Raw genomic sequence first — 13128 nt, 5'->3', positions numbered from 1 at the left:
GCGTAGTCATTAGGCCATTAGTTCAGTAATCGAGAGCAATCACTAATCCTGTGGTAGAGGGGAGTGTGGGAAGTGTGGAAATTGTGGAAATTGTGCGGAAAATAAACAGTTTATGGCTCTTGATATGGCTCTAGTATTTCTAAAACTTCAAATTTGTATGATGGTGATACAACAAATCAGTAACCAACCCAGATGATTAATACCAATTTTAAAAATGATTATGACAGATGGAAAGAAAGAAAAGCTTATATAGCAACTCTTTCACAATCCAAAATCCAAAATGGTATAAGTTTTTATACATCTAGGCTGAAGACGTTGTTGTTCAATCAGATTTGTCAATTCTCAAAAAACCATCCTTCTTCTTCCAGGGTTTCTATTAATTGCAATCCTCGGGGATCTCCAACATTCAATATAGATGCTTTTGCATCTTCCCTCACTCCCAAGTCTTTATCTTCAGCAAAAGCTTGAATTATGGCATCAATGGCAGCACCATAAACTATATTGGATGGTAGTTCACGACATAATTGCCCAATTGTCCAAGCGCAGTTACTTCTGACTGCTGCAATTGGGTCTGTTAATAAGGCTTCTATTACGGGTGGAATTGCACCTACTACAGCTTCATAGCCGACATCAGCCATTTGAGCAAGAGAACTAGCCGCCCATAACCGGACTGCTGATATATCTGTTTTTAAAGCGACTGTGAGAGGAGTTAAACAACGGGCATCGCGACAATTTCCCAATGCCCAAACCACACCTTTACGCACGTAACCATTCCAATCTTGGTTCAGTTGATTAATCAGTGGTTCTACTGCATCTGAGCTGGGGTTACGTCCAATGCCGTAAGCAGCACTAACTCGCACTAAGGCACAAGTATCTGTTAATAAACGAATCAGATGGGGGGTAGCCCTTGCATCTTCAATGTCACAAAAGGCACGAGCCGCCAACATCCTTTGCTGGGGTTGGGGGTTTTTAATAAGGCTAACATTTCCTCTGGATCGGGTCTCAGCTCTTCCGAATCATCAGTGAGTGGTTCTATTTGATCTAGAGGGTCTAAAGGCTCTTCTAGGCCAATTTCAGCATCTAATATGATTAGTTCTTCTTCGTCATACATACTTAATCTCGTTTCCATCCCTGATTGGGATTAATTAATATATAAACCCCCAACAAGTGAAAGCCTAATTTGCAATCAGTTATCATGATACACTTTACCACCGTGTTATTTGTAGCTGGAAAATAGAAATTGAGGGGATGAAGTGATCACCAGAGAGTGAAGGGAATAGAATGTCAATCTTGTAGGGGTTTAATCTTCCACAGAGATTGGGTGTGATAACCAAACTTTTGATAAAGATTTAGTGCTGCTGTACTAGTTTGAAACACTTGTAATCCAATTTGCCGATCGTCTCTTGCTTTTGCCCACAATTCTAAATTTTCCATTAAGGCTGTGGCAATTCCCTGCCTTCGATGGGCTGGCATCACGTAAAGTAAAAAAATATGGGCGTGGCGCTCACCGTACACTTGATCAATGGCATTACCAGCCCATAAACAACCTACTGGTGTGTGAGGAAGCTGAACTAATCCCTGTACAGATTTATTTTTGCCGTGATCCTGTAAAAAATTTGCCCACCATACAGGTGTTTCTGAGGAAAGGTATTGCTCAACTGTTTTTTGTAGATGAGAAAAATTTTGCCCTGGAAATGTTTCCTCATAAGTCCGTTGCATGAACTTAATTAACAAGGCTTTATCTAGGGTAGAACCACGGCAAATATGATAATCAGGAGTTAGATTCAAGGGAATGAGGGAGGACGTGAAGGAATGTAGATATAAAGTGGCTTCTCCCAGGGTAGGAAGGAAAGACCTAAAACTAATAACTAATAACTGAAAGCTGTTCGCTAGTAATTGGTGCTGGTGCTGCCATATCTGAAGGTAAAAAGATGCGGGCACTAACTGCTACTAGGGCAAACAAAAATGTTAGTACCACAAGTAGGGGAATGATGTATTGCCGAAATATAGCCATGTTTTAGATTACTAGCAATGGGTGATTGATTGTACTTTCACAATCAATTTTATCGCAGTCTTCATACAAAAACTTCATAGAAGAAGAAAAGGATACAAGCCCTCAAATTTATTTTTGGAATCTCCCCTGCTCCCCTTCGGGTTGCGCCACTTGCTACAACGCGGGGAACCCGCGCAACGCAGTGGCTTACCTGCTCCCTTGTCCCCTGCCTCTGATTGACAGAGTTTAGGGCAGAGCCCATGAATAGCAAAATCACCTCATCCGATTCTACCGTCGATCGCGTTCCAAATCAGCGATCGCTCTTTCCCAATACCAATTTTCTGGCATTCCTGGATATTCTTGTTTGACTTTTGCCACTAATCTCTCCGCAGCATCTATATCCCCTGCTAACAAACTTACTAGCTTGTTTTCTAGGCTGGGGTTTATTGCCTTGGGTGGAGGGTTATTCGGTATATTGGAAATTACTCCTGTGACTTCAGACTGAGGCGAGTTAGATGGCTCACCATTGGGAAATGAAGGTGATTGGGATTGCTGTTTTCTCAGATCCCAAAATAAGGCATAGTAAACGATCGCAAAAATTATAATTAGGCTCAATGTACCTAAAAATGTCAGTAAATTGAGGTGCAAAAAGCCTAAAACTAGCTGAGAGATGACGTAACCTAGCAGCAGTCCAGTAATAAAAAGAATAAATGTGGCTGTAGAAATAACTACTTTGTGTCCCATAAGTCCTATAATTCATCTATAATTCCTGGTCTGAGTACTGCTAATGGTTGTTGGTTCCAGGGAGCGAAAAATGGCAATAATAATAGACCTGGCAATGCCGCAATAATACTGATAATAAAAAATATTGGCCAACCAGTGGTTTTGGCTAATATGCCAGCCGGAGCGACTAAAATATCTCGACTCACAGCCATGAGGCTAGAAAGTAAAGCATACTGGGTAGCAGAAAAACGCGGGTTACATAAATTCATTCAAAAGGCAACAAATGCGGCAGTTCCTAAACCAGCGCATAAATTTTCGATGTTGATTGTCAGCACCAAAAACTGGTAATTTTTGCCCAGATTAGCTAGTACCAGGTATGTTAAATTACTTAATGCTTGTAAAGCTCCAAATAACCATAAGGAAAGATTCAGACCAATTTTACTTAAAAATGCTCCCCCTGCGAAAGCGCCAACAATTGTAGCAATTAGACCCATACCCCCCTGAATTGCGCCAATATCGGTTTGAGTAAAACCTATTTGCAGCAAAAAGGGTGTGGACATATTGTTTACTAATGCATCGCCCAATTTATAAAGGACGATAAATCCTAAAACTAAGAAGGCTTGAACTACACCTCGACGTTGAAAAAAATCTCCAAAGGGTAATACCACTGCTTCTATTAAGGAGGCTGGTGGATTGACTGACTTGGGTTCTGGTGCAAATAGAGTCGCGAGAATACCAACTACCATGCACCCAGCCATGATTAGGTAAACTAATGACCAAGGTATTCTATCGGCTAGGATCAAGGCTAATGCACCCGTAACCAACATTGCGCCCCGATAACCCAAGACAAAAATTGCTGCACCTGCACCCATTTCCATTTGTTCTAGCACGTCGGTACGGTAAGCGTCAGCAACGATATCTTGAGTGGCACTAAAAAAAGCGATCGCTAGGGCATTAATAGCTAACAATTGTAATGCTTGTTTTGGCTGTTGCAAACTCATACAAGCGATCGCTAGCAATAAGCCTACCTGAATTGCAATTAGCCAACCCCGTCGTCTACCTAAAAATGGTAAGGCAAATCGATCTATTAATGGCGACCACAGAAATTTTAAGGAGTAAGGTACACCCACCAAACTAAACAATCCAATGGCTGATAAATCAACCTTTTCTAAGGTCATCCAAGCTTGTAATGTCTTGCTAGTCAAGAGAAATGGCAAACTGGAAGAAAAACCGACAAACAGTAAAGCTGCCATTTTCCGACTGCGAAAAACTTGCAGTAGGGATTGGATTATATTCACTGTGTTTGAGGTTCTCCTTATCTATTATCTATGGCAAATTGCAGCTATCTTGACATAATTTTGGTGTCATTTCACGCCAAGATGCCGAAAAGTTTACCTGAACCATGACTAACGTCAATTCCTGTCCAACCTCACTCCATCCCTCCATCCCTCCATCACTCAATCACTCCATCCCTCCATCCCTCATTTCCCAAACAGAGTGTTCCCTAATCTCCACCCCATGTTCCTCAAGACACTTTGTCCAACCATTAAGAGTACCAATCTCACTTTTATTGTTCAGCAATCCTAATTCTTCTTCCTGTTGAGTGAGTTGAGCAAACTCCTCCCGCAATGGGTAATCTGAAGTGACAAATGTTTCTTTACGATGCAAAATCGGTGGATTTTCTCTCTGGGAATAATCGCGGTGAGTTATTCTCCGTGTTTGCAAGTCAATACTAATACTTGCATTCAACGTTGGATGGGCTTTGGTATCAAAATCTGGATAAAACAAGTATGATATCCGCATTTCATCGGTATTAAATTTTATTAGTGTCGCACCATCAACCCTGCCTATACTGCGACTACCACAGCCTTCATAAATTCGTAACAAAGGGTTAAGGGCTGGCAATGCAGAAACATGAATGTACAATGCGCCACGGGTACGTTTGCCAATTTTACTTTGATCACAGGCACCTTTAACTACCCCTGGTTGACCCAAACTAAACAACTTGTCGTCAGCGACTTCGCAAGCGTCATTATAGCTACCAAAAAAGGCTTTGATGTCCTGGCGCATTTCCGGAGCTAGTCGAGAAAATCTGGGACGTTGCTCGAAGTGGGTCAGAGCCAGATATACTTGAATATCAAGGGAACGACGGTAAGCGATCGCATCCCATTCTGCTTCGTCTGTAACTTGTAAAATTACGGCAAAGGCACGGCGGAAAGTACCAAATTCAATTAGTAATTGTTGCTCGTTCTCTAATTCTCCTTTAACCGGCAATCTTCCTCTTTTGGTATAAAATGCTATCAATGGCTCTAGCTGTTCTTGATAGTCTTCAAATCGTTGTGTTGGCAGGCTAATTCTGGGAGTTGAAACCCTAGAAAAGAAGCGCAGAGCTTTGTAGGTTTCTTTCTCAGCTGGGTCTCTAAAGACAAAATAAATACCCAGTGCCACGGGAACAGCATCTGTATTAATAGTTTCGTCAATGTATTTTTTCAGTTCTTCTTGTTCGTAATATTTCTGAAAAGTGTTGCGTCGGGTAACAATGCCATCACTATAGGCAATTTGGGTTTTGCTGGGGGCATTAATGAGAACTTGGGCTGATACTATTAATACTTTGCGTGTTAATTTCCAGGCAGATAAAAGGGCTTGGCGGCGTTCTTCTAGGTCTTCAATTACGTTGAGGATATAACCTAAGTTGACTACATCTGCTTCTACGTAGGGCATATGGGCATAGTAATAAGGATCCCAGCCAGCACTTGTATAACCTAAATTTTCTACCCTCTGGACATCGCCACCATGTCCGCACCCATAATCAAAAAACGTGGTATCCTGATTGATAATTTCCCATTCTATTGCCAATCGTACTGGTCGAGATAAATCAGTACGAAACATTGCAGCTTTATGGCGTTCGATTTCTAGATAACTCTCAGACATCAGAACCAAATGGATGTGGAGGAAGAGTAGCAATTGCTTATAGTCATTTCCAAGTAATATACCACTACCAAAGCACGTTAGGACACTTTTGAAGGCTCAAACCAATGAATAGTAAACTTATTACTTGTTACTTATTACTTGCGCGTAGCGCTGTACTACCCAATATTATTTAAATTTTTGGTTCCTAGTTCAATTAGGTTTTCAATTTTCTTGATATTTGGATCCCCTGCGAGATATCCAATTCCTCGGTGTAGGTGCAAGCGAAATTCGATAGCGAGGGTTTCTTTATCAGTACCATAGCCATCGTTATAGCAGCGTTGTTTGAGAGCAATAAGCAGAATATCAGATATTTCTCCACCAAAAACGCGCCATGTCATTTCAACGTTACTATCTTGGGGTATGGGTACGGGTGAAGGGGGAGTGATTTCAGCTAGGGAACGACAAAATGCCCAGCGACAGAGGATGTTCCACTGGTCGATTTTGGTTTGGCGTTTGAGTTTTATTAGTTGGTCTTTGGCTGTTTGAGAGAGGCGAATACGTTCTAGTGGTGGTTCCATAGGAATTCGTAGTTAATATTGAGGGGATTCAATAATACCACTAGGATTTACGAATAAGTAATAAGTAAGTAAGTCGGCACAATAAAACCAAACTATGTGAAGAAAAGTAAATAAGCCTAAAACCCTTGTTCCCCCCGCTCCCTGCTCCCTGCCCCCTGCCTGATCCAAACGATCATTTTTTACACCTACCTACTTACTAAGTAATAAGTAATAAGTACTAAAACTTACATAACTGGCAAATTTATAAGGATAGGGTGTGTTACTCTTTCAAAAGTCTTTCAGTGCTAGATAAACCTAAATATGATAAAAGTAAGTCAATTCCATCCCCAATTTTAGGTATCCAACTTTGAGATATTTGTAGTCCTTCGGATTAGTCCTGACATCTTAAAAAAGGATTAGCATAAAATTTATTAGCAATTCAGATATTTTATGACATCACAGGAAGCATCTTTACCATTCCATAAAGGCGAAGAGAGACTTAAAGCTTTAGTATTTGGAGGGGTTACCCAAGAGCGTTCTGAAAAAGCCTTTCACCAGTTAAATTCTCACTCAAACGACACCCTACGTCAGCTATTGCACAAGGATGTATTTCAACCTTCTACAGAAGATATATTAGCTAATGATAGTAAAACCGAAGTATATCGCCAACAAGGTCGGGTAAAAGTCCTTATTCCCATGCGTGAACTTGAAGCTAATATTGCTCCTGTCATTGGTGATACTATTGATGAACTGTCAGATTATATAGGTGCTGAAAACATCTTTATTTCAGATAACGGACTGCATGAAAAAGTTAGAGATAGCATAATTGCCAGAGGGATAACATTAATCTCTGTGGAAAAGATGAAGGAGCGGTTTGATTTTCGGAAATTTTTAGAGGTTTTAGCTCTAAAAGAGCTAAATTATGGCTTAGGCTTCTCAATAATGTCAGGTATTGCCTACCTCGCAGTAGAGCAAACTATTCAACCCGATGACTGGTTAGTCAAATTTGATGGTGATATTACCAACTTTAAGCAGTGTCTATTGCCTCAATATTTACTTCATCCTCTTGCTCTTGAGCCAAAGAGAGAATGGGACTATCTAAAAATTGCTAAAGTAGGTAGGAATAATGAGACGGTAATTGCCGGTATCAATAGTTTGACAAGTTACTTTCGTAGCGAAATAAAGTGCTCTTGGGCACTTGCTCCTCAAGTTCAGGTTGCCCAGGAAATCTACGAAGCTTGTATCCGTCAGATTTGGATATTATCAGGACAATACGCGATTCGCTGGAAGCACGTATATGAGCATCTTGGTGCTACTAACTACTGCGATCCACTATTGAGCAGCGCTCAACTAGGCTGGCGTAACTTTGCTCAAATTCTCAATCCTCATCCGCTTCTGGATATGCCAAATACAAAGCAAAAGGAAGACTGCGTAAGCAGCCTTTTTGTTCAATTTATTAATACATTGGTTGTCTTCGGTAAATCCATTCGGGAGGAGTGGAGTATTGAGGATATTGCACGCTTTAATCGAGATTTCGCGCAGCATCAAAATGCCGTAGTTTGGATTCCAGAAGAGCCAGAACCAATGCGACTGGAAAATATAGAACCAGATCGCTTGATCCCTTCTTTAAAAATCCTAATACAGGAAGGAATGCTAAATTAACGTCAGTTCAGGTTAAGAAAGTTTATTTAACTTGAATGGCTGAAACTATACCAATACCTTGACATATACCAGAATCAAGCAACGATTTAATGAAGCTTTCAGCTGATCCCGAACTCAGGTTATTTTACTAGCGATCGCTCTACATTTTTATACCGTAATTTTTGGCAATTTCAGATAGCTTATCAAACTGTTCTTGTGCTACTTGTGCCAACTTTTCATTGGTGGGCTGGGTGTTTTTTTCACCTTTAGGAGCTAAGTATTTGATATACAGAGAAACGAAATCAACCACAATGGGTATACCTTTAAGGGCATTACCATCTGCTTCTTTCCCTGCTAACAGAATGGATAACCCACCTTCAATAGAATTTCTGGTAGCTTTGACAAACTGATCTACCAATTCTTCCACATAATATGCTGGTTCTAGGTCTTCTAACTTTTTGGTATCGGGAACAAGTTCATACCCTGCTGCTGCTGCTTGCTCGAAAATACACCATTCTGTAAATTCCTTCAGTGCTTCGTCGGGAAAGCGAGGTAGGTATGTGTGTAATTCAATATTAGATGTTGTACTCATAGTTAATTTTGATGGGGTATTTTGGAGCGAGGGAGTGTGGGAGTGAGAGAGTGAGAGAGTGAGGGAGTGAGGGAGTGAGAGAGTGAGGGAGTGAGAGAGTGAGAGAGTGAGGGAGTTTAGACGCACAGCGTTTACATATAGAAGCCTATTAATAAATTTATCCTCTTTCACTCCTTCTCTCCATCCCTCCATCCCTCTTTCCCTCCTTCCCTCTTTCCCTCCTATTATTAGGCTGTGCGGAAACGTGCTAATTCTTCGCCAGTTTTGGCATCATGGGCATGAACGGTACAAACCAAGCAAGAATCAAAAGAACGGGCAACATGCCCAACTTCAACGGGATCGCTAACATCTTGAATGGGTGTACCAATTAAAGCTGATTCAATGGGACCAAGGGTTTCTTGGGAATCACGGGGTCCTACATTCCAAGTGGTAGGAGCAATGACTTGGTAATTTTTAATCTGACCTCCCTCAATTTCTACCCAATGACAAAGAGAGCCACGGGCTGCTTCTGTTGCGCCCCAACCCTTACCATCTTTCTCTTGGGGTTTAATATACCAAGGTTCATTGAGTTTAAATTCCCGCAAGCAACGTTCTGCTTGGCGGTACAATTTAACGATTTCGTGAACTCTAGCTAGTTGTCGTATATGGGTATTAGCACCACCCATTTGTTTAAAGGCATCAAGAATAAATCCATCATAATGCTGCCAAGATTCGCCATGTGTACCCCCTGCTACTAATTGACGGGCTAGGGCACCTACTTCTAAGCGTCCATAATCGTTGTGACGTACTGCGGTTGACCAAGAATAGGCATTATTAAAGTCTTTGGAATTATTCCGGGTGGGTTTAGTGGTGCGATCGAAGGGATGAACATCTGCTGTGCCTTCATCATACCAGGAATGGGTGGTATTTTCCCTGGTGAAAGTATGATCCATTAAGGTATGGCTATCGGCGAAACTATCATAGACTCCACTCTTCATAATTACAGCTGCGTTTCGCCCCTCAATGGTGGGGTTCTGGTATTTATCTTCATGGGGTAAATATCCCCAGGTCATATATTTGCCAACACCAGCACCATACTTATCTAAACCAATGTCAAAACCCATGCGCCAATAGAATCCCAAATCGGAATCTCGATGACTGGGATTTTCATCAAGCCAGGCCATAAAGTCATTATAGGTTTTAATTTCCTCGTACCTTTCTAAGGAGCAACCCAACCACATGGGCTCTAACCAATTGGTGCGGAAATATTCCAAAATTGCCCAAGCGCGGGTGATATCGGTCAAAGTTGGGGCACACATGACTCCACCAGGCACCATATAACTGCTGTGACAACTAGTGATATAGTGATAATGTTACTGAGTAACTTGTTTTATAAATTTTTCTGCTATGTAATAACATTTTGCTTTCGCCACTTCAGCTTATAAATAAGGGAATATCTAGGGAATGAGCGGACAAAATCAAAACCAGGATGATTGCGATCGGCAAAAATTCACATCTACACATGAATATGCAAATGCAGACTCAAAGGACTTGTTCGCCGATATTTTTGCAGATTTTGAGCCGCACAACACCACAGACGGTAGCTATAGGGGAACAATGGCGAAAATTAAAGCAACAGAGTTACATTATCAAGAGGTTTTTGAGCAGAAGTTAGTTGAAGCCAATACTAATTTAAAAAGGGATAGGGTGAGAGTTCGCATCAAACAAACTGGTAATTCCCTACAGCTACGAGCGACTTTACCATTGAAACCTGATGATTGTAGTAACTCTCAAGGAAAAAGGAAAAAACAGTACGATTTATCCTTGGGGATACCAGCAAATTTAGAAGGGCTAAAAACTGCGATCGAGGAAAGTTATGAGTTGGGTAAATTAATCGCTCGCCATACTTTTGAGTGGAGTGAGAAGTATTTAGGAATTAAATCTAGAGAGAAACAAGAAATAAAAACCATTGGGGAATTATTAGATACATTTGCGGAAAAATATTACAAAACTCGTCAGAAAACTATCACTAGCCAAAATACTTTTGCTAACTATACATCTGTGATTAAAAGAAATTTGCCTTTAACAACTTTGGCAACAAAAAATAACTTTGAGTCAATTATTAATTCATTTCAGGGTAATAAAAAGAATGAACTGATTGCAGTAACTTCTGTTTTTATTAAAACCTTTGAGTTAGGATTTAAACTGGATGTCACACGGGATAATGTCACCCCTGCTCATCGAGAAATCCCCGAAGATGATCAAATAGTATCTTCTTTTGACCTATTTGCAAAATTCGCCCTCAACCGCAAAAATACAAACATTAGTGATGCAATTGACACTTGGGAAATGTGGCGTTGGGTATATGGAATGTTAGCAACATTTGGGTTAAGACCAAGGGAACTATTTGTACAACCAGATATTAATTGGTGGATATCTCCGCAAAATATAGACTATACATGGAAAGTGAATAAAAATACAAAAACTGGATATCGAGAAGTTATCCCCTTTGTACCTGAATGGATCAAATTATTTGATTTACATAATCCCAAACCATTAAAAATTTTAGAAAAAAAGGTGGCAAAAATTGCATCTGTGCAAAATATTAATTGGATGCGAAGAGATATATCTAGATGGTTTCGGAAAGTGGGAATTGAGTTTCAGCCCTACGATTTACGTCATGCTTGTGCGATTCGTTCTCATCTTCAGGGAATACCCATCAAAGCAGCAGCAGATAATTTAGGTCATACCGTTGATGAACATACAAAGACCTACCAGCGTTGGTTTGGGATTGAAAACCGGAAAAAAGCTTTTGCTGAAGTGATTACTCAGAAATCGTTGATTGAATTGCAGAAGAATGAAATATTTGCGTTACGGATGGAGAATGAAAGGTTAAAGTTGGAAGTTGAAAAGTTGAGATTCTCGGAGAATGTCTAACAATCCAGAGGACTGCGAACAGCTCTTCCACCACGGTTAAGAACGTCGGTATAAATCATGTAAAGTAAGTATATGTAAAAGTACTGTGTATACACAAGTTTATAGGTTGGTCTAAGCAAGGATGATATTTGATAAAACACCTAGTACTTGGCAAGAACTACAACATTTTGTAGCACAAACCTTTGTAGAGCTAGGTTGCAACGCAGAAGTTGAATTCTCACTTACAACTGTTCGAGGTTCAATCAATATTGATGTTCATGTGGAGGATAAAGCTTGGACACCTTCTCTGATCTATTTATGTGAATGTAAGTATTGGAATAGTCGTGTCCCCAAATCTGTTGTACATTCTTTACGGAGTGTTGTTTCTGATGTTGGTGCAAATCGAGGATTTGTCATTTCAAAAGCAGGGTTTCAGTCTGGTGCTTTTGAGGCTGCAAAAAGCAGTGTGATTGAGCTTTTGACATGGGATGAATTTCAGACTATTTTTCATCAAAGATGGCTTCAATCTATGAGTCAGCGTCTTGCTGAAGCTGCCGATAAACTCTTTAAGTATTTTAATGTACCTAATGATGGCGTATTAGGTAGTAATGATGATGAACTACCAGGTAGTAGTAATTGGAGTCAAGAAAAATGGATTACCTACATAGATTACTTCTTTAAAAAATACGGTTTACTTATACAGGCGATGTCTCACAATGCTTCGGTGGAAAAATTTAAGAAGAAGTTCCCAACGGAAACTTTAATTCCAAGCTTTGATTTGGATAGTCAAGTAATCAGTTGGGAGATCCTGACTCTCAATTCATATCGAGAATATTTCGATGTTGCGTTTCCTCTTGCTGAGGAGGCATTAGCTGAGTTCAAAGAATTTTGGGGTAAATGAATCATGTTCAAGGCAAGATTTAAGCTAAAGCGAGGTCTAACAACTGCGCTGCACTGGAACGTATCTAGATGATGGGTTGAGTTGCAGAGGTGATTTGCGTCTAGTGAGCGCGAACGTTAAACATCGTTGAGAAAAGCGATCACTCAATATCCATAGGACTTACGCAAAAGTAACGTCACTGCGTCATTACGAGCGACAGCGACGTAATCGCAAAAATCCTGTGATTGCTTCCCTACACTTCGTTTCGGTCGCAATGACAAATCTTCGTTGCGTAAGTCCTGATCCAAACAAACAATTATACTTAACTACTTACAGTGTGCTTCCTTAACTATTATTAAATGCGATGCCTACAGTGAGCGCAGCAATCGCCGAAAGGTATTATTAGGTTAAAATGAGATACGGAAAAGCTATTAAAATGTGAAATCTTTTATGATTACTCGACTAGAAGTCGAATCAGCAATCAAGCAATTACCAGAAAGTGAAGTTCGTAATCTGGCAAAGTGGCTTCAAAAATATCTTGATGAAATGTGGGATCAGCAAATTGAGGCAGATTTAGCATCAGGGAAATTAGATCGCCTCATTGCTCAGGCAGAAAAAGATATTGCAGCGAACAACGTGAGGAATATGGATGAAATCCTTTGCGACGACTGAGTTTTGGAAAGCTTATGCTGAATTGCCACCTGAGATGCAGGAGCAAGCGCAGAAGGCTTATCAGCTTTGGCAGGAAAACTCACTTCATCCCTCTTTGCACTTCAAAAAAGTCGGTAAAAATCTTTGGTCTGCCCGTGTTACTGGTGGATATAGAGCGTTAGCCTTGAAAAAGGGTGACGATTATTATTGGATTTGGATCGGTAATCACGATGAGTATGAAAGTCTTTTAAATTAGTCACTCACCTTATTACTGACTTGATGTAAG

The 13128-nt window shown here is 40.4% G+C and carries 11 protein-coding genes and 3 pseudogenes; 5 read left to right on the top strand and 9 right to left on the bottom strand.

Translation table 11 applies throughout. The annotated features are described in order from the left end of the window. Window positions 1–335: 335 nt before the first annotated feature. The 7 genes and pseudogenes from CALSC_RS07125 to dndE all read right to left on the bottom strand — a co-directional run bounded on the left by CALSC_RS07125 (window position 336) and on the right by dndE (window position 6204). Window positions 336–1111 (bottom strand): annotated as a pseudogene (locus tag CALSC_RS07125) (HEAT repeat domain-containing protein). Window positions 1112–1284: 173 nt separating this feature from the next. Further along, a complete protein-coding gene (locus CALSC_RS07120; protein ID WP_407641892.1) occupies window positions 1285–1788 on the bottom strand; it encodes a GNAT family N-acetyltransferase in 504 nt (167 codons plus the stop codon). A gap of 73 nt (window positions 1789–1861) precedes the next feature. Beyond that, window positions 1862–2014 (bottom strand): hypothetical protein, encoded by a 153-nt coding sequence (locus CALSC_RS26960; RefSeq protein ID WP_200817585.1) that lies wholly within the window; start codon window positions 2012–2014, stop codon window positions 1862–1864. A 267-nt stretch (window positions 2015–2281) separates the two neighbouring features. Next, the gene (locus CALSC_RS07115) at window positions 2282–2737 is read right to left on the bottom strand and encodes an ABC transporter permease (RefSeq protein WP_088240684.1); all 456 of its coding nucleotides are present in this window, start codon (window positions 2735–2737) and stop codon (window positions 2282–2284) included. Between the two features lie 5 nt (window positions 2738–2742). Continuing rightward, window positions 2743–4014: pseudogene (locus tag CALSC_RS07110) on the bottom strand (AmpG family muropeptide MFS transporter). 163 nt (window positions 4015–4177) lie between these two features. After that, entirely contained in the window at window positions 4178–5647 is a 1470-nt protein-coding gene (locus tag CALSC_RS07105) for a DNA phosphorothioation-associated putative methyltransferase (RefSeq protein ID WP_088240683.1), read from the bottom strand. Between the two features lie 155 nt (window positions 5648–5802). After that, complete coding sequence (gene dndE / locus CALSC_RS07100; protein WP_088240682.1) at window positions 5803–6204, bottom strand: DNA sulfur modification protein DndE; 402 nt, start codon at window positions 6202–6204, stop codon at window positions 5803–5805. A gap of 429 nt (window positions 6205–6633) precedes the next feature. Between dndE and CALSC_RS07095 the strand changes: the two genes are divergently transcribed. Continuing rightward, window positions 6634–7845 carry a hypothetical protein gene (locus CALSC_RS07095; protein ID WP_088240681.1) on the top strand — a complete coding sequence of 404 codons (1212 nt, stop codon included), beginning with the start codon at window positions 6634–6636 and terminating at the stop codon, window positions 7843–7845. A 139-nt stretch (window positions 7846–7984) separates the two neighbouring features. Here CALSC_RS07095 and CALSC_RS07090 read toward each other — a convergent pair whose 3' ends face one another. After that, on the bottom strand, window positions 7985–8416 hold the full coding sequence (locus tag CALSC_RS07090) for a hypothetical protein (protein WP_088240680.1): 432 nt from the start codon (window positions 8414–8416) through the stop codon (window positions 7985–7987). A gap of 227 nt (window positions 8417–8643) precedes the next feature. Then, window positions 8644–9744 (bottom strand): annotated as a pseudogene (locus tag CALSC_RS07085) (nickel-dependent hydrogenase large subunit); the annotation flags it as partial. Between the two features lie 115 nt (window positions 9745–9859). Here CALSC_RS07085 and CALSC_RS07080 point away from each other — a divergent pair. The 4 genes from CALSC_RS07080 to CALSC_RS07065 all read left to right on the top strand — a co-directional run bounded on the left by CALSC_RS07080 (window position 9860) and on the right by CALSC_RS07065 (window position 13098). Beyond that, the gene (locus CALSC_RS07080; protein ID WP_088240679.1) at window positions 9860–11332 is read left to right on the top strand and encodes a site-specific integrase; all 1473 of its coding nucleotides are present in this window, start codon (window positions 9860–9862) and stop codon (window positions 11330–11332) included. A gap of 121 nt (window positions 11333–11453) precedes the next feature. Further along, a complete protein-coding gene (locus CALSC_RS07075) occupies window positions 11454–12212 on the top strand; it encodes a restriction endonuclease (RefSeq protein WP_088240678.1) in 759 nt (252 codons plus the stop codon). A 429-nt stretch (window positions 12213–12641) separates the two neighbouring features. Next, the gene (locus CALSC_RS07070; RefSeq protein ID WP_088240677.1) at window positions 12642–12863 is read left to right on the top strand and encodes a hypothetical protein; all 222 of its coding nucleotides are present in this window, start codon (window positions 12642–12644) and stop codon (window positions 12861–12863) included. Beyond that, window positions 12841–13098 (top strand): type II toxin-antitoxin system RelE family toxin, encoded by a 258-nt coding sequence (locus CALSC_RS07065; protein WP_088240676.1) that lies wholly within the window; start codon window positions 12841–12843, stop codon window positions 13096–13098. Before CALSC_RS07070 ends, CALSC_RS07065 begins: the two co-directional genes overlap by 23 nt. Window positions 13099–13128: the final 30 nt, after the last annotated feature.

This window comes from Calothrix rhizosoleniae SC01 (assembly GCF_900185595.1).
GTDB lineage: Bacteria > Cyanobacteriota > Cyanobacteriia > Cyanobacteriales > Nostocaceae > Calothrix_A > Calothrix_A rhizosoleniae.
Note: the sequence above shows the minus strand (reverse complement) of the source record. Positions and strands in the feature narration are given on the sequence as shown.